The sequence below is a fragment of the Pseudomonas sp. PA-5-4B genome (assembly GCF_021606215.1).
Classification (GTDB): domain Bacteria; phylum Pseudomonadota; class Gammaproteobacteria; order Pseudomonadales; family Pseudomonadaceae; genus Aquipseudomonas; species Aquipseudomonas edaphica.
The window spans coordinates 1-16,648 of sequence record NZ_WKDB01000001.1 but is presented as its reverse complement, the minus strand read 5'-3'; the positions used below and the strand labels follow the sequence as shown (position 1 = coordinate 16,648).

Here is a 16,648-nt window from a genome sequence, read left to right as displayed (position 1 = left end):
CCCTCGCTTAGATTTCAGCAGCCAGTTTGTTAACCAGCTCCGCGTGCGCGTTTTGATCGATTGTGGCACCCAGGATCTTCTCAGCACCGCCGACGGCCAGAGCACCCAGTTGGGCACGCAGCGCATCTTTGACACTGTTCAATTCCTGCTCGATCTCGGCCTGAGCCTGAACCTTCACACGGTCAGCGTCGATACGGGCTTTTTCAACAGCCTCTTCAACAATCTGATTACCGCGTTTCTTGGCTTGCTCAATGATTTCAGCTGCCTGTGCCTTAGCATCGCGCAGTTGATGGCCCGCTTTCTCTTGGGCCAACTCCAGGTCGCGAGCTGCACGGGTGGCAGCGTCCAGTCCATCCGCGATCTTCTTCTGACGTTCGTGCAAAGCTGCGATGACCGGAGGCCATACGAACTTCATGCAGAAAACGACAAAAATCAAGAACGCTAAGGACTGACCAATAATGGTTGCATTAATGTTCACGCCAATACCTCGCTCGTTCGTTGCACAACACACCAATCACTCGAAAAAACGAGTGATTAACCGGCGAGTTGACCAACGAAGGGGTTCGCGAAGGTGAAGAACAGAGCGATACCAACACCGATCATGGTCACGGCGTCGAGCAGACCGGCAACGATGAACATTTTAACCTGCAGCATTGGGACCATTTCTGGCTGACGCGCTGCGCCTTCCAGGAACTTGCCGCCCAGCAGGCCGAAACCAATGGCAGTACCCAGGGCGCCCAGGCCGATCAACAGTGCAACAGCGATAGCGGTTAGACCAACTACAGTTTCCATCTTTCCTCCCGACTTTTACGTCGTATGGTTTAGGTTTTTTAGATTTTAAAGCGGTAAAACAAATCGTTTCATAGCCCTGGTGGGCCACCTTCCCGTTTCACCGGGAAGGACATCAGACTAGTCGAGACCGGTCTTAATGGTTCTCTTCGTGCGCCATCGACAGGTAGACAATGGTCAGCATCATGAAGATGAAGGCCTGCAGGGTGATGATCAGGATGTGGAACACAGCCCACGCCCACTGCAGAACAATGCCCAGGCCGCTAAGCCAGAGCAGACCACTGCCGAACATCACAGCGATCAGAATGAACACCAGCTCGCCGGCATACATGTTGCCGAACAGTCGCAGAGCCAGGGAGATAGGCTTGGCGATCAGGGTGACGAATTCCAGCAGGAAGTTCACCGGGATCAGCAGGGCTTGAACGAAAATGTTCTTACTGCCGAACGGGTGCAGGGTCAGTTCGCCGATGAAGCCGCCGATGCCCTTGATCTTGATGCTGTAGAAAATGATCAACGCGAATACCGACAAGGCCATGCCCAGGGTAGCGTTAGGGTCAGTGGTCGATACGGCACGGAATGGAATATGCGGATCGCCGCTGATCGCCATGGCGAGCTGAGGAATCCAGTCAACCGGGATCAGGTCGACGGCGTTCATCAGGAACACCCAGACGAAGATGGTCAGTGCCAGCGGTGCAATCACCGGGCTACGGCCATGGAAGCTGTCTTTCACGCTGCCATCGACGAATTCGACCAATACTTCAACGAAGTTCTGCAAAGCACCTGGCTGACCGGAAGTCGCCTTTTTTGCCGCCATGCGGAAAATCAGGACGAAGATCAGACCCAATGCGACCGACCAGCCCAGAGTATCCAGGTGGAAAGCCCAGAAACCCATTTCTTTGGCTTCTGCTGCGGTGTGGGCGAAGCCCCAGCCGCCGTTGGGAAGCTGACCGAAGGTCAGGTTCTGCAAGTGGTGCTGGATATAGCCCGAAGCGGTTGTTTCTGCCATGGTTGCCTCAAACGCCCTAAGGTTTCGAAAGTCTTGTTTTCATTAGCAGGGGAGCGAACCAGCTGACCAGTTGGGTCAACACGAAGACGCCGAATACAGCCAGCGGCGCCAATGGCTTCACACCTGCAAAGGTCAGTGCAAACAGCACTGCCGTCAAAATCAGTTTCCCCGCCTCGCCGGCATAAAATGACCGGACGATAGCCTGGGCTGCTCGGGCGCCGGAAAACCGAAAGGCCCTGTGAGCAAAATACATATTGGGCAGCAAGGCTATCAGGCCTCCGCAGAGTCCTGAATATCCGGCTACGACTCCATGCCAGTACCAAAGCGCCAACGCGGCGATCAGTAGAATGACAAATTGAGCCAATAAAACCGGGAAAACGGCCAAGCGATGGAACGGCAACGTGTTTGGCGTGCGGGTTTCCATCACTTTTGCTCCTCAATGGTCGGCTGCCGAGAATCAATAACTTGGCATAATTTGTGCCGACAAAATGCGCGCAGAGTATAGGGGCGGTTCAGCCCCTATTCAACTGTCGGGTAGTGTTTTCCGATCGCGCGCTACATAAGCAAATGTTTCAGCGGATGTGGGCAAGGACGCCCTGAAGCTCGTCAAGCGAGTTATATCCGATAACCAATTGCCCTTTGCCCTTCTTGCCGTGGCGAATTTGTACCGCAGAGCCCAGCCGCTCGGCCAGGCGCTGCTCGAGGCGTGCGATATCCGGATCAGGTTTGGCGGGTTCGACCGGTGCAGGTTTGCCGCTCAGCCACTGGCGAACCAGCGCCTCAGTCTGACGCACCGTGAGCCCTCGTGCGACAACGTGTCGCGCCCCTTCAACCTGTTGATTTTCCGGCAAACCGAGCAAAGCACGGGCATGACCCATTTCCAGGTCGCCGTGGGACAACATGGTCTTGATGACTTCCGGCAACGCGATCAGACGCAGCAAGTTGGACACCGTGACGCGGGACTTACCCACCGCGTCGGCCACTTGTTGCTGGGTCAGCTGGAATTCCTGCTGCAAACGCTGCAACGCGATCGCTTCTTCAACCGGGTTGAGGTCTTCACGCTGGATGTTTTCGATCAACGCCATGGCGATGGCGGTTTCATCCGGTACATCGCGCACCATCGCCGGGATAGTTTCCTTTCCGGCCTGCTGGCTTGCGCGCCAGCGGCGTTCGCCGGCGATGATTTCAAACCGACCGCCGCCGATCGGGCGCACCACAATCGGCTGCATCACGCCCTGGGCCTTGATCGAGTTGGCCAGTTCTTCCAGCGCCTGAGGGTCCATATCGCGGCGTGGCTGGTATTTGCCGCGCTGGATCAAGTCCAGCGGCAAATGTTGCAGCTCGCGCTCATCGGCCTGTACCGCTTGTTCTTCAAGCGAAGTGACAGTCGGACCACTCAGCAGTGCATCCAGTCCACGTCCGAGACCTCGTTTCTTAACGGCCATGGGGATTCCTTAAGTTGGCTGGGCTGCAGCGGTGCGTGAATTGCGGCGTTGACGGCGAACCATCTCGCCGGCCAGTGCCAGGTAGGCAATGGCGCCACGCGATGATTTGTCGTACGCCAGCGCGGGCATGCCGTAGCTTGGCGCTTCGGCCAGGCGGATGTTGCGTGGGATCACGGTGTCGTACAACTGATCACCAAAGTGTTCCTTGAGCTGCGCCGACACATCGTTCATCAGGCTCAGGCGCGGATCGAACATCGTACGCAGCAGACCCTCGATCTGCAGGTTCGGGTTCAGCAGCTCAGCGATTCGCTTGATGTTATCCACAAGGTCGCTCAAGCCTTCCAGTGCGTAATACTCGCACTGCATGGGGATAATCACCCCATCGGCGGCAACCAATGCGTTGAGCGTGAGCATCGACAGCGACGGTGGGCAGTCGATCAAAATGTAATCGTAATTCTCGCGGATCGGCGCCAAGGCGCTGCGCAGACGGCTTTCTTTCATCTGCATTTCGAGCAGCACCACTTCCGCCGCGGTCAAATCGCGGTTGGCCGGCAGCAGTTGATAACCACCGTGCTCGGAGTAGTGCATGGCCTGGGCCAGGTCACACTCGCCGATCAGCAAGTCGTAGACCGAATTTTCCAGGCCGTGTTTATCCACACCGCTACCCATGGTGGCGTTGCCCTGTGGATCGAGATCGATCAACAGCACCCGACGCTTGGTGGCGACCAGGGATGCTGCGAGGTTGATGCAGGTGGTGGTTTTGCCCACGCCACCTTTCTGGTTCGCTATCGCGAATACCTTAGCCATTCTTGCTTGTGTTCCCAATCATGCCGTGCGGCGCAGTATCAGCAGATGGCGTTGGCCTTGGCAACCGGGTACGGCCAAGGCGTGTTCGCTATCGAGGTGGAAGTCTGTCGGCAATGCTAACAGCTCGTCGCTTGGATGAACGCCCTTCATTGCCAGCCAGCGGGTGTCGCGGTCGCCCAGGTGGCGAGTCCAATTGCTGAAGTTCTCCATGCTGCTGAATGCCCGGGAAACAATTCCATTGAAAGGCAGTTCAGGTGTGAACTCTTCGACCCGACTGTGGATAACTTGCAGGTTTTCCAGCTTGAGCTCGAGTTTTACCTGGGTCAGGAAGCGGGTTTTCTTGCCGTTGCTGTCCAGGCACGTCACTTGCGACTCGGGAAACAGGATCGCCAGCGGAATGCCTGGCATCCCACCGCCACTGCCCACGTCAAGCCAACGGCCGTTTTCGATAAACGGCATCACGCTCAAACTGTCGAGCAAATGACGCGAAACCATTTCGTCGGGGTTACGCACCGCAGTCAGGTTGTAAGCCTTGTTCCATTTGATCAACAGGGCCAGGTAGCCGAGCAGTAATTCGTGCTGGGCTGCGGTCAGGTCCACGCCTAACTGGCGCGCACCTGTGGATAATTCTTCGGCGTGTTGCGAGGTGACCAACGAACTCAAGCGCTTTGCTCCAACTGACGGCCCGCGCCGCGTTTTTTCAAATGAATCATCAACAGCGAAATCGCTGCCGGAGTGACGCCGGGAATACGTGAAGCCTGACCAAGAGTCTCCGGCCGAGTTATCCCCAGCTTGCTTTGGATTTCTTTCGACAACCCCGAAATCCCGGTGTAATCGATATCCACAGGCAGCTTGGTGTCTTCACTGGCGCGCAGGCGAGCGATCTCATCCTGCTGGCGGTCAATGTAACCGGCGTATTTGGTCTTGATCTCGACCTGCTCGGCAACCTGTGGGTCTTCTGCGCCCTGGCCTGTCACTTCGACCAAGCCAGCGTAGTCGATTTCCGGACGGGACAGCAGGTTCAGCAGGTTGTATTCGTGGGTCAGCGGCGTACCGAATTTTTCCGCAATCGCATCGCCCTGCTCGGTGCCTGGGCGAACCCAGGTACTTTTCAGACGTTGCTCTTCGAGCGTGATGCTTTCGCGTTTTTTGCAGAAGGCTGCCCAACGCGCGTCATCGACCAGGCCCAGCTCGCGACCTTTTTCGGTCAGGCGCAGGTCGGCGTTGTCTTCGCGCAGGATCAAACGGTATTCCGCCCGGGACGTGAACATCCGATACGGTTCCTGGGTGCCCAGGGTAATCAGGTCATCGACCAATACGCCGATGTACGCTTCATCGCGACGCGGGCACCAGCTGTCTTTGCCCTGCGCGCGCAGTGCTGCGTTGGTCCCGGCCAGCAAACCTTGGGCGCCGGCTTCTTCGTAACCGGTGGTGCCATTGATTTGGCCAGCGAAAAACAGACCGGCAATGACTTTGGTTTCGAGGCTGTACTTCAGATCACGCGGGTCGAAGTAGTCGTACTCGATGGCGTAGCCCGGACGCACGATGTGGGCGTTTTCCATGCCGCGAATCGACTGCACGATCTGAATTTGCACGTCGAACGGCAAGGACGTGGAAATCCCGTTCGGGTACAGCTCATGGGTGGTCAAGCCTTCGGGCTCGATGAAGACCTGGTGGCTTTCCTTGTCGGCAAAGCGATGGATCTTGTCTTCGATCGAAGGGCAATAACGCGGGCCAATGCCTTCAATCACCCCGGAATACATCGGCGAACGGTCGAGGTTCGCGGCAATGATCTCGTGGGTGCGGGCGTTGGTGTGGGTAATCCAGCAGCTCACCTGTTTCGGGTGCTGCTCTTTGGAACCCATGAACGACATGACCGGGATTGGTGTATCACCGGCTTGTTCGGTCATCACCGAGAAATCCACAGAACGCCCGTCGATACGCGGCGGGGTACCTGTTTTCAAGCGACCGACTCGCAGTGGTAACTCGCGCAGGCGTTTTGCCAGGGCAATCGATGGCGGATCACCGGCGCGACCGCCGGAATAGTTCTGCATACCGATGTGGATAAGTCCGCCCAGGAATGTGCCGGTGGTCAACACCACGGATTCTGCGAAGAAACGCAGGCCCATCTGGGTGACAACGCCCTTCACCACGTCCTGTTCGACGATCAGATCATCGGCAGCCTGTTGAAATATCCACAGGTTCGGCTGGTTTTCCAGGGTTTCACGTACCGCAGCCTTGTACAGGATGCGGTCGGCCTGTGCCCGAGTAGCGCGTACGGCCGGGCCTTTGCGGCTGTTGAGCACGCGAAATTGAATACCACCTTTGTCGGTAGCCATGGCCATGACACCGCCAAGGGCATCAATTTCTTTAACCAGATGGCTTTTGCCGATCCCACCGATGGCGGGGTTGCAACTCATGGCACCGAGGGTTTCCACGTTGTGCGTCAACAACAGGGTTTTAACGCCCATGCGTGCTGACGCCAGTGCTGCCTCGGTACCGGCATGACCGCCGCCGATGACGATCACTTCAAAACGGGAAGGGAAATCCACCACGCACCTCGTGCCTGCTTATGTAGGTAATCAGGAATTGTTTGTTGAAAGAGTTTTAGAGCTATGGCGGCAAGTATAGGGACTTAGCCCTTCCTAAAGAACCCTTTGCACAAAATTTAACCAGCTGTGGATGAATCACAGACAATAGAAATTAAAAAAGAAGAAATTTATAAGATCTTTGTTTTTATGTTTATTTCTACTGAGCCTACTTTCTGTGGATAGATCTCTACAAGCCTCTATTTACGTCGTGTACAGAGATTCAAAAGTCTGTGGTCATGTGCCAATGAGGCCCTTGGATAAGTGCTTTAAGCCTGTGGATTAAAGGGGTGGTTATCCACAGAGGGGGTTTTGCTCAGGTTTCAAGCCCTGTTATCAACTGGGCACAGGTGCGGTTATTCACAGGGCTTAATCCACAGAAAATGGCTTGCATGGCCAAATCTCGCCCACGCAAAAGCCACCTGCCTTTTAGGTAATGAGTCAAAAATGGGAATTGAATGCCCTGAGGCGGGCGAAACAGGCAGGCGCGAATGGCCTGCCTGTGGACAACGAAGGGTTATTTACCGATGCAGAAGCTGGAAAAGATCCTTCCGAGCAGATCATCCGAGCTGAAAGCGCCGGTAATCTCACCCAACAGCTGCTGCGCCTGGCGTAAATCCTCAGCCAGCAGCTCGCCAGCCCCCGCCAAGGTCAACTGAGCCCGACCGTGCTCCAACGCCGCGCTGGCATGGCGCAGCGCTTCCAGGTGCCTGCGGCGTGCGCTGAAGCTGCTTTCGGAGGTCTGCTCATAGCCCATGCAGGCTTTGAGGTGGTCGCGCAGCAATTCCAACCCATCGCCAGCTGACTTTGCGCTCAGGCTGATGGTCACGTGGCCATCGTCGCTGGTCTCCATGGCAATGGCTTCACCAGTCAAATCGGCCTTGTTGCGGATCAAGGTGACTTTGGCCGGGTCTGGCCGTTGCTCGAGAAATTCCGGCCACAGGGCAAAAGGATCCGCAGCCTCTGGCGCAGTGGCATCCACCACCAGCAATACGCGGTCCGCTTCACTGATCGCCTTGAGCGCCCGTTCCACGCCGATCTTTTCTACCTGGTCTTCGGTATCGCGCAAGCCGGCGGTGTCGACCACGTGCAGCGGCATACCATCGATGTGGATATGTTCGCGCAAGATGTCCCGGGTGGTGCCGGCAATCTCGGTGACGATCGCGGCTTCTCGGCCAGCCAGCGCATTGAGCAGGCTGGACTTGCCGGCATTGGGTCGCCCGGCAATCACTACCGTCATGCCGTCACGCAGCAAAGCACCCTGCCCGGCCTCGCGCAGTACGGTGGATAACTCGTCGCGAACTTTATCCAGCATCGCCAGGACGTGGCCATCAGCGAGGAAGTCGATTTCTTCCTCTGGGAAGTCAATCGCAGCCTCGACGTAGATGCGCAGACTGATCAACTGTTCGGTCAAGTTATGCACACGCAGGGAAAAAGCGCCCTGCAGTGAGCGCAACGCATTGCGCGCCGCCTGTGCAGAACTGGCCTCGATCAAATCCGCAATCGCCTCGGCCTGGGCCAGGTCCAGTTTGTCGTTAAGGAATGCCCGCTCGCTGAATTCGCCTGGGCGCGCCAGACGGCAGCCCAATTGCAGGCAACGCTGCAGCAACATATCCAGCACTACCGGGCCACCATGGCCCTGCAGTTCCAGCACGTCTTCGCCGGTGAACGAGTTAGGGCCGGGGAAATACAGCGCCAGCCCCTCATCCAATACCGTTTCATCAGCATCCAGGAACGGCCCGTAATGGGCATATCGGGGTTTCAACTCACGGCCGCTGATGGCCTGGGCCGCCACGCTGGCCAGCGGCCCGGAAATTCTAACGATACCAACACCGCCGCGACCTTGAGCGGTAGCGACAGCAGCGATGGTTTCACGAGGAGCGCTCATCAGCAGGTTCCAGAACAAAAGTGACAGAAAGCAAAACGCCCCACTAGGGGGCGTCTTGAGTGGTTATCCACAGAGTAAATTACGCCGCAGCTTTTTTGGTAGCCGCTTCGATTTTACGTGTGATGTACCACTGTTGAGAGATCGACAACACGTTGTTGACCACCCAGTACAGCACCAGACCGGCTGGGAACCACAGGAAGAAGAAGGTGAAGATGATTGGCATCATCTTCATGACCTTGGCCTGCATCGGGTCCGGCGGAGTCGGGTTCAGACGCTGCTGGATAAACATGGTCGCGCCCATGATGATCGGCAGAATAAAGAACGGGTCTTTAATCGACAGGTCAGTTATCCACAGAATGAACGGTGCCTGGCGCATTTCGACGCTTTCCAGGAGAACCCAGTACAGCGACAGGAATACCGGCATCTGCACCAGAATCGGCAAGCAACCACCCAGCGGGTTGATCTTCTCTTTCTTGTACAGCTCCATCATGGCCTGCGACATTTTCTGCCGGTCGTCACCATGTTGCTCTTTCAGAGCGGCCAGTTTCGGCGCAACGGCACGCATGCGCGCCATCGACTTATAGCTGGCTGCCGACAGAGGGAAGAAAATCCCTTTGATCAGCATGGTCAGGAAGATGATCGAGAAGCCCCAGTTACCCACAATGCTGTGGATATGTTGCAGCAGCCAGAAAATAGGCTGGGCAATGAACCACAGAATGCCGTAATCCACAGTCAGTTCCAGACCTGGGGACAACTCTTTGAGCACAGCCTGGCTTTTCGGGCCGGCGTACAGGGTAGTGCTGGTTTCAGCCCTGGCACCTGGAGCGACGGTCAACGCCGGGCCAGTAAAACCAATGATGTAGTTGCCTTGGCTGTCTTTGCGGGTTTGAACCAGGTTGGCTTCACCCTTGTTCGGGATCCATGCGGTCACGAAGTAGTGTTGCAACCAGGCAACCCAGCCACCTTGGACGGTTTCTTTCAGCGCGCCCTTGTCGATATCTTTCATCGACACTTTTTTGTACGGCTCGCTACTTGTCCACAGGGCGGCGCCCAGGTAAGTCGCAGTGCCGGTGGCGGTGCTGGAAGAAGGATCGGCGCTGTTGTCACGCTTGAGCTGGGCAAACAGGTTGCCCGTCCATGGCTTGGCGCTTTCGTTGTCGATCAGGTAAGTGACCTTCAAGTCGTACAAACCACGGGTGAAGCTGAAACGCTTGATGTAGTTGACGCCGTCGAGGCTGAATTTCAGGTCGACATTCAACTGGTTCTGGCCATCAGCCAGTTGATAAGTCTTCTGTTCGGTCGAATAAACCGGACGACCGGTAGCACGAGCATCAGGACCGTCAGTGCCGGTCAGGCCGCTTTGCGCCAGATAAGTACGTTCACCACCGTTATCGAACAGTTGGAACGGAACATCCGGATGGTCTTGGCGACGTGGATACAGCGGCAGTTTCAACTGCGCGATATCACCACCTTGTGGGTCGATAGCCAGGTCGAGCACATCCGTTTTCACGTGGATGAGGTCTTTATTGGTGACCACTGGCGTTTCTAGAGGGGCGCTTGTCTCGCCATTCGCGCTGGGAACATCGGCACTCGCGGACGCATTGTTACCCAGCGGGGTGTCCGGAATAGCCGGCGCAGCCTGATTGGTAGCAACATTCTGAGTCGGCAGGGCAGCCTGGCCGTAGTCCTGGTTCCACTTAAGAACCATGACGTAGGACACGATTGCCAGGGCGACGATCAGGATCGTGCGTTTAATATCCATGATTACTCGGCCATCGAAGAAGAACGGGAGGTAGGGATAGGTGGAACCGGGTCGAAACCACCGGGATTCCACGGATGACAGCGGCCTAAACGACGAAAGGCCAGCCAGCCACCGCGCAGAAGACCATGATTTTCTATGGCCTCTAACGCGTAGCAGGAACAACTGGGGTAGAAACGACAGTGGTCGGCCATCAGAGGACTAATGGCATAACGGTAAAACTGGATCGGAACGAGTGCCAGTTTACGCATTGGTGCTGTCTACCCCTACAGTTTCGGTGCTGACTGCTGGTGCTGGCTTGTTGGTACGCGCCAAACGTTTCCAGAGCTTGCCGAAATGCTGAATCAATTCGGGGTTTTCTACATCCCCCAAGCCTTTGCGCGCGACGATAACAATATCCCAACCAACCAGAGTGTCCTGGTGGAGGCGAAACGATTCGCGCATCAGACGCTTGAGGCGATTGCGCTCAACGGAGAGCTTTACGCTCTTCTTGCCGATCACCAACCCGAGACGGGGGTGATCCAGATCGTTGTTACGCGCAAGGAGCAGGAGATTTTTCCCCGGAACCTTGCCGGTGGGGGAGTCAAAGACTGCCTTGAAATGCCGGGGGGTTAGCAGACGCTTTTCCCGACTGAAGTCCTGACTCACCACCAGTACCGGATTATCAAACTGCCAGACGCGCACGACCTTTGGCGCGGCGACGCGACAGGACAGCACGGCCGTTCTTGGTAGCCATGCGAGCACGGAAGCCGTGAGTACGGGCGCGTTTGATGGTGCTTGGTTGGAAAGTACGTTTCATGGCGTTGTTACCTGGTTCGTCCACAACGGGCCGGAATGGCCCCCGTTTTAAGAGACCGGCGATTCTAGAGAAAGCAAGCCTCTAGGTCAATTTCCAACCAGCTTTTCCTTCAATTAGATCTTCTACAGGTAATCGGTCCTTTTCTGTCGGCCGGGCTTTCACGAGCAATGCCATAGATATAAAAATAAAGAAGGAAGTTATTTAAAGCTTTTCTGTAAAGCTTATAAAAGCTAGGCAGGCGATCATCTGTGGATAACTGCCTTGAGGCCATATTCCACCTGCTGTACAGAGAATGACAAGTACGGGGGAAAACGGTGCTCTGCCTGTGCTGCGCTGTCGGATAAGCTGTGGGTGGAATGGGTTGTTATCCACAGGCCAGTTACCCACAGACTTTCGACCCCACTTGTGCAACGAGCTTAGGTGCGCTTATCCACAGAGCTTATGCACAGACCATTGGTCGGCTTTTTTGCACTTAACACGTTGATTTTGGCTGCTCTGTGAACAACCTACATGTGGATAAGTGGGCGTCTGGCCGCTACAATGGCGGCTGTTTTTGCCTCACCGGCTTTCAACTTAGGGGATATCCGTGTCAGTGGAACTTTGGCAGCAGTGCGTGGAGCTTTTGCGCGAAGAGCTGCCTGCCCAGCAATTCAACACCTGGATCCGTCCGCTACAGGTCGAAGCCGAAGGCGACGAGTTGCGTGTCTACGCGCCGAATCGTTTTGTTCTCGACTGGGTCAACGAAAAATACCTGAGCCGCGTTCTCGAATTGCTCGATGAACACGGCAACGGCATCGCGCCCGTGCTTTCCTTATTAATAGGCAGCAAACGCAGCTCTGCACCTCGCGCTGCGCCGAATGCGCCGCTGGCTGCTGCTGCGTCGCAAGCCCAAGCAGCACCGGCACCTGTTAATAACTCGCCGGCGCCCGTGGCCCAGGCGCCGTCGAAATCCTCGTCGCAGAAAAACGCGCCTATAAATGAAGAACCGTCGCGTGACAGCTTTGACCCGATGGCCGGCGCCAGCTCCCAGCAAGCACCGGTTCGCGCTGAGCAGCGCACCGTGCAGGTGGAAGGTGCGCTCAAGCACACCAGTTACCTGAACCGCACCTTTACCTTTGAGAACTTCGTCGAAGGTAAATCCAACCAGTTGGCCCGCGCGGCCGCCTGGCAGGTTGCCGATAACCCCAAGCATGGTTACAACCCGCTCTTCCTTTATGGTGGCGTTGGCTTGGGTAAGACCCACTTGATGCATGCTGTGGGTAACCATCTATTAAAGAAGAACCCGAATGCCAAGGTTGTGTACCTGCACTCGGAGCGCTTCGTGGCTGACATGGTCAAGGCCTTGCAGCTCAACGCAATCAACGAATTCAAGCGTTTCTACCGTTCTGTGGACGCTTTGCTGATCGATGACATTCAATTTTTCGCTCGCAAGGAACGTTCCCAGGAAGAGTTTTTCCACACCTTCAACGCGCTGCTCGAAGGCGGCCAACAGGTCATCCTGACCAGTGACCGTTACCCGAAGGAAATCGAAGGCCTGGAAGAACGCTTGAAGTCACGCTTTGGCTGGGGCCTGACCGTTGCGGTAGAACCGCCGGAGCTGGAAACCCGTGTGGCGATCCTGATGAAAAAGGCCGACCAGGCAAAAGTCGACCTGCCCCACGATGCAGCTTTCTTTATCGCCCAACGCATTCGTTCCAACGTGCGTGAGTTGGAAGGCGCGCTCAAGCGGGTCATTGCACACTCGCACTTTATGGGCCGCGACATCACCATCGAGTTGATTCGCGAATCCCTGAAAGACCTGTTGGCTCTGCAAGACAAGCTGGTGAGTGTGGATAACATTCAGCGCACCGTGGCTGAGTACTACAAGATCAAGATTTCAGACCTGCTGTCCAAGCGCCGTTCGCGCTCGGTGGCACGTCCACGTCAGGTGGCGATGGCGCTCTCCAAAGAGCTGACCAACCACAGCCTGCCGGAAATCGGTGATGTGTTTGGCGGTCGCGACCACACCACGGTCTTGCACGCGTGCCGCAAGATCAATGAACTTAAGGAATCCGACGCGGATATTCGCGAGGACTACAAGAACCTGCTGCGTACACTGACTACCTGATGACACCAGCGCAGCTTATTAAGGCAAGGGACTAGACCATGCATTTCACCATTCAACGCGAAGCCCTGTTGAAACCCCTGCAACTGGTCGCAGGCGTCGTCGAGCGCCGACAGACCTTGCCGGTGCTTTCCAACGTATTGCTGGTGGTCGAAGGCCAGCAATTGTCCTTGACCGGTACCGACCTGGAAGTCGAACTGGTGGGTCGTGTGCAGCTGGAAGAACCGGCTGAGCCCGGCGAAATCACTGTGCCGGCACGTAAGCTGATGGACATCTGCAAGAGCCTGCCCAACGATGCGCTGATCGACATCAAGGTTGATGAGCAGAAGTTGGTGGTCAAGGCCGGTCGCAGCCGTTTCACGCTATCGACCTTGCCAGCCAATGACTTCCCTACCGTCGAAGAAGGCCCAGGTTCGCTGACCTGCAGCCTGGACCAAAGCAAGCTGCGCCGTTTGATCGAGCGCACCAGCTTCGCCATGGCCCAGCAGGACGTGCGTTACTACCTCAACGGCATGTTGCTGGAGGTCGCTGAAGGCGTTATCCGTGCAGTGGCTACCGACGGTCACCGCCTGGCCATGTGCTCGATGCGTGCTGACATCGGCCAGCCGGACCGTCACCAGGTCATCGTGCCGCGTAAAGGTATCCTGGAACTGGCGCGTCTGCTCACCGAGCCGGATGGCAATGTCAGCATCGTCCTGGGTCAGCACCACATCCGCGCCACCACCGGCGAATTCACCTTCACGTCCAAGCTGGTTGACGGCAAATTCCCGGATTACGAGCGTGTGCTGCCAAAAGGTGGCGACAAGCTGGTAATCGGCGATCGTCAGGCGCTGCGTGAAGCGTTCAGCCGTACCGCGATTCTGTCTAACGAAAAGTACCGTGGTATTCGTCTGCAACTGGCCAACGGTCAGCTGAAGATCCAGGCCAATAACCCGGAGCAGGAAGAAGCGGAAGAAGAAGTCGGCGTTGACTACAATGGCGGCTCGCTGGAGATCGGCTTTAACGTGAGCTACCTGCTGGACGTACTGGGCGTGATGACCACCGAGCAGGTTCGCCTGATTCTGTCGGACTCCAACAGCAGTGCCCTGGTGCAAGAATCCGACAACGACGACTCGGCTTACGTTGTTATGCCGATGCGCCTGTAATCATGCTCAGCAGAAGCTAGATGTCCCTCAGTCGCGTCTCGGTCACCGCGGTGCGCAATCTGCACCCGGTGACCTTCTCCCCCTCCCCCCGCATCAATATCCTTTACGGCGCCAACGGCAGCGGCAAAACCAGCGTGCTGGAAGCCGTCCATTTGCTTGGGCTTGCCCGTTCCTTTCGTAGTGCTCGCTTGTTGCCGGTGATTCAATACGAACAACTGGCTTGCACCGTGTTTGGCCAGGTTGAACTGGCAGAAGGTGGGCACAGCGCCCTGGGGATATCTCGAGATCGCGGCGGTGATTTCCAGATTCGCATTGACGGGCAAAATGCTCGCAGTGCTGCACAGTTGGCAGAAATCCTGCCGCTGCAGCTGATCAACCCAGACAGCTTTCGCCTTTTGGAAGGTGCACCGAAAATCCGCAGGCAGTTCCTCGATTGGGGAGTGTTCCACGTGGAACCGCGCTTCATGGCCACTTGGCAGCGCCTGCAGAAGGCCCTGCGGCAGCGGAACTCATGGCTGCGGCATGGTACACTTGACGCCGCTTCGCAAGCGGCCTGGGACCGGGAACTGTGCCTGGCCAGTGACGAAATAGATGAATACCGCCGTGCCTATATCAAAGCCTTGAAACCAGTCTTTGAGCAGACCTTGAGTGAGTTGTTGGATCTCGAGGGCCTGACGCTGAGCTACTACCGTGGTTGGGATAAAGAACGTGAGCTGAGCGCAGTGCTCGCCACGTCCTTGCAGCGGGATCAGCAAATTGGCCATACCCAGGCAGGCCCACAACGTGCTGACTTGCGCCTTAGATTAGGCGCACACAATGCCGCGGATATTTTGTCCCGCGGTCAGCAAAAGTTGGTGGTGTGTGCACTGCGTATTGCCCAAGGGCATTTGGTTAGCCAAGCCCGGCGCGGTCAGTGTATTTATCTGGTGGATGACTTGCCGTCCGAACTCGACGAGCAGCACCGCCGCGCGTTATGCCGCTTGTTGGAAGACTTACGCTGCCAGGTGTTTATCACCTGTGTAGACCACGAATTATTGAGGGAAGGCTGGCAGACGGAAACGCCAGTCGCTTTGTTCCACGTGGAACAGGGCCGTATCACCCAGACCCACGACCATCGGGAGTGAAGGCATGAGCGAAGAAAACACGTACGACTCGACCAGCATTAAAGTGCTGAAAGGTTTGGATGCCGTACGCAAACGTCCCGGTATGTACATCGGCGACACCGATGATGGTAGCGGTCTGCACCACATGGTGTTCGAGGTGGTCGACAACTCCATCGACGAAGCTTTGGCCGGTCACTGCGACGACATCAGCATTATCATCCACCCGGATGAGTCCATCACCGTGCGCGACAACGGTCGCGGTATTCCGGTCGATGTGCACAAAGAAGAAGGCGTATCGGCGGCAGAGGTCATCATGACCGTGCTTCACGCCGGCGGTAAGTTCGACGACAACTCCTATAAAGTCTCCGGCGGTTTGCACGGTGTAGGTGTGTCGGTGGTGAACGCTCTGTCCGAAGAGCTTATCCTGACTGTTCGCCGTAGCGGCAAGATCTGGGAACAGACCTACGTGCATGGTGTTCCACAAGAACCGATGAAAATCGTTGGTGACAGTGAATCCACCGGTACGCAGATCCATTTCAAGCCTTCGGCAGAAACCTTCAAGAATATCCACTTCAGCTGGGACATCCTGGCCAAGCGTATTCGTGAACTGTCGTTCCTTAACTCCGGTGTGGGTATCATCCTCAAGGACGAGCGCAGCGGCAAGGAAGAGTTGTTCAAGTACGAAGGCGGCTTGCGTGCGTTCGTTGAATACCTGAACACCAACAAGACTGCGGTCAACCAGGTGTTCCACTTCAACATCCAGCGTGAAGACGGCATCGGCGTTGAAATCGCCCTGCAGTGGAACGACAGCTTCAACGAGAACCTGTTGTGCTTCACCAACAACATTCCACAGCGCGACGGCGGTACTCACTTGGTGGGTTTCCGTTCCGCACTGACGCGTAACCTGAACACCTACATCGAAGCGGAAGGCTTGGCCAAGAAGCACAAAGTGGCCACTACCGGTGACGATGCGCGTGAAGGCCTGACGGCGATTATCTCGGTGAAAGTGCCGGATCCAAAGTTCAGCTCCCAGACCAAAGACAAGCTGGTGTCTTCCGAAGTGAAGACCGCAGTGGAACAGGAGATGGGCAAGTACTTCTCCGACTTCCTGCTGGAAAACCCGAACGAAGCCAAGCTGGTCGTCGGCAAGATGATCGACGCGGCGCGTGCCCGTGAAGCGGCGCGTAAAGCCCGTGAGATGACCCGCCGTAAAGG

17 protein-coding genes are annotated in these 16,648 nt (G+C 56.3%); 4 read left to right on the top strand and 13 right to left on the bottom strand.

Translation table 11 applies throughout. The features are described from left to right. Nucleotides 1–7 precede the first annotated feature (7 nt). From GIW28_RS00085 to rpmH, 13 genes are all read right to left on the bottom strand, one after another. Nucleotides 8–478 carry a F0F1 ATP synthase subunit B gene (locus tag GIW28_RS00085; RefSeq protein ID WP_017135122.1) on the bottom strand — a complete coding sequence of 157 codons (471 nt, stop codon included), beginning with the start codon at nt 476–478 and terminating at the stop codon, nt 8–10. A gap of 56 nt (nt 479–534) precedes the next feature. Continuing rightward, the gene (atpE, locus tag GIW28_RS00080) at nt 535–792 is read right to left on the bottom strand and encodes a F0F1 ATP synthase subunit C (RefSeq protein ID WP_002555987.1); all 258 of its coding nucleotides are present in this window, start codon (nt 790–792) and stop codon (nt 535–537) included. Between the two features lie 133 nt (nt 793–925). Further along, the gene (gene atpB / locus GIW28_RS00075; protein ID WP_017135123.1) at nt 926–1,795 is read right to left on the bottom strand and encodes a F0F1 ATP synthase subunit A; all 870 of its coding nucleotides are present in this window, start codon (nt 1,793–1,795) and stop codon (nt 926–928) included. A 16-nt stretch (nt 1,796–1,811) separates the two neighbouring features. Then, nucleotides 1,812–2,219 carry a F0F1 ATP synthase subunit I gene (locus GIW28_RS00070; protein WP_010565865.1) on the bottom strand — a complete coding sequence of 136 codons (408 nt, stop codon included), beginning with the start codon at nt 2,217–2,219 and terminating at the stop codon, nt 1,812–1,814. A 148-nt stretch (nt 2,220–2,367) separates the two neighbouring features. Next, nucleotides 2,368–3,240 carry a ParB/RepB/Spo0J family partition protein gene (locus tag GIW28_RS00065; RefSeq protein ID WP_169987883.1) on the bottom strand — a complete coding sequence of 291 codons (873 nt, stop codon included), beginning with the start codon at nt 3,238–3,240 and terminating at the stop codon, nt 2,368–2,370. 9 nt (nt 3,241–3,249) lie between these two features. After that, nucleotides 3,250–4,047 (bottom strand): ParA family protein, encoded by a 798-nt coding sequence (locus GIW28_RS00060; protein WP_016978715.1) that lies wholly within the window; start codon nt 4,045–4,047, stop codon nt 3,250–3,252. 18 nt (nt 4,048–4,065) lie between these two features. Further along, nucleotides 4,066–4,710, bottom strand: a complete 645-nt coding sequence (gene rsmG, locus GIW28_RS00055; protein ID WP_017135125.1) for a 16S rRNA (guanine(527)-N(7))-methyltransferase RsmG — start codon at nt 4,708–4,710, stop codon at nt 4,066–4,068. Next, nucleotides 4,707–6,599, bottom strand: coding sequence for a tRNA uridine-5-carboxymethylaminomethyl(34) synthesis enzyme MnmG (mnmG, locus tag GIW28_RS00050; protein ID WP_099550201.1), 1,893 nt, complete (start codon nt 6,597–6,599; stop codon nt 4,707–4,709). Before mnmG ends, rsmG begins: the two co-directional genes overlap by 4 nt. 553 nt (nt 6,600–7,152) lie before the next feature. Further along, a complete protein-coding gene (gene mnmE / locus GIW28_RS00045; protein WP_099550200.1) occupies nt 7,153–8,523 on the bottom strand; it encodes a tRNA uridine-5-carboxymethylaminomethyl(34) synthesis GTPase MnmE in 1,371 nt (456 codons plus the stop codon). Between the two features lie 79 nt (nt 8,524–8,602). Further along, on the bottom strand, nt 8,603–10,285 hold the full coding sequence (yidC, locus tag GIW28_RS00040) for a membrane protein insertase YidC (RefSeq protein WP_236445634.1): 1,683 nt from the start codon (nt 10,283–10,285) through the stop codon (nt 8,603–8,605). Nucleotides 10,286–10,287: 2 nt separating this feature from the next. After that, on the bottom strand, nt 10,288–10,533 hold the full coding sequence (yidD, locus tag GIW28_RS00035) for a membrane protein insertion efficiency factor YidD (RefSeq protein WP_073636650.1): 246 nt from the start codon (nt 10,531–10,533) through the stop codon (nt 10,288–10,290). Further along, nucleotides 10,526–10,930: a ribonuclease P protein component gene (gene rnpA / locus GIW28_RS00030; protein ID WP_026013533.1), complete on the bottom strand. Its 405-nt coding sequence runs from the start codon at nt 10,928–10,930 to the stop codon at nt 10,526–10,528. Before rnpA ends, yidD begins: the two co-directional genes overlap by 8 nt. Nucleotides 10,931–10,946: 16 nt before the next feature. Then, nucleotides 10,947–11,081 (bottom strand): 50S ribosomal protein L34, encoded by a 135-nt coding sequence (gene rpmH, locus GIW28_RS00025; protein ID WP_003213577.1) that lies wholly within the window; start codon nt 11,079–11,081, stop codon nt 10,947–10,949. Between the two features lie 586 nt (nt 11,082–11,667). Here rpmH and dnaA point away from each other — a divergent pair. The 4 genes from dnaA to GIW28_RS00005 all read left to right on the top strand — a co-directional run. After that, a complete protein-coding gene (gene dnaA / locus GIW28_RS00020; RefSeq protein ID WP_017135130.1) occupies nt 11,668–13,188 on the top strand; it encodes a chromosomal replication initiator protein DnaA in 1,521 nt (506 codons plus the stop codon). Between the two features lie 38 nt (nt 13,189–13,226). Next, a complete protein-coding gene (gene dnaN / locus GIW28_RS00015; protein ID WP_017135131.1) occupies nt 13,227–14,330 on the top strand; it encodes a DNA polymerase III subunit beta in 1,104 nt (367 codons plus the stop codon). Nucleotides 14,331–14,350: 20 nt separating this feature from the next. Then, nucleotides 14,351–15,454 carry a DNA replication/repair protein RecF gene (gene recF, locus GIW28_RS00010; RefSeq protein ID WP_099488159.1) on the top strand — a complete coding sequence of 368 codons (1,104 nt, stop codon included), beginning with the start codon at nt 14,351–14,353 and terminating at the stop codon, nt 15,452–15,454. 4 nt (nt 15,455–15,458) lie between these two features. Next, the coding region (locus GIW28_RS00005; protein WP_236490373.1) for an ATP-binding protein at nt 15,459–16,648 on the top strand (1,190 nt) is incomplete at its 3' end.

What these genes read in the sequence shown, in the direction of transcription:
- rpmH (WP_003213577.1), bottom strand. Translation starts at nt 11,081, where the DNA reads ATGAAACGTACTTTCCAACCAAGCACCATCAAACGCGCCCGTACTCAC.
- yidD (WP_073636650.1), bottom strand. Translation starts at nt 10,533, where the DNA reads ATGCGTAAACTGGCACTCGTTCCGATCCAGTTTTACCGTTATGCCATT.
- yidC (WP_236445634.1), bottom strand. Translation starts at nt 10,285, where the DNA reads ATGGATATTAAACGCACGATCCTGATCGTCGCCCTGGCAATCGTGTCC.
- GIW28_RS00070 (WP_010565865.1), bottom strand. Translation starts at nt 2,219, where the DNA reads ATGGAAACCCGCACGCCAAACACGTTGCCGTTCCATCGCTTGGCCGTT.
- mnmE (WP_099550200.1), bottom strand. Translation starts at nt 8,523, where the DNA reads ATGAGCGCTCCTCGTGAAACCATCGCTGCTGTCGCTACCGCTCAAGGT.
- recF (WP_099488159.1), top strand. Translation starts at nt 14,351, where the DNA reads ATGTCCCTCAGTCGCGTCTCGGTCACCGCGGTGCGCAATCTGCACCCG.
- dnaN (WP_017135131.1), top strand. Translation starts at nt 13,227, where the DNA reads ATGCATTTCACCATTCAACGCGAAGCCCTGTTGAAACCCCTGCAACTG.
- atpB (WP_017135123.1), bottom strand. Translation starts at nt 1,795, where the DNA reads ATGGCAGAAACAACCGCTTCGGGCTATATCCAGCACCACTTGCAGAAC.
- atpE (WP_002555987.1), bottom strand. Translation starts at nt 792, where the DNA reads ATGGAAACTGTAGTTGGTCTAACCGCTATCGCTGTTGCACTGTTGATC.
- GIW28_RS00065 (WP_169987883.1), bottom strand. Translation starts at nt 3,240, where the DNA reads ATGGCCGTTAAGAAACGAGGTCTCGGACGTGGACTGGATGCACTGCTG.
- GIW28_RS00060 (WP_016978715.1), bottom strand. Translation starts at nt 4,047, where the DNA reads ATGGCTAAGGTATTCGCGATAGCGAACCAGAAAGGTGGCGTGGGCAAA.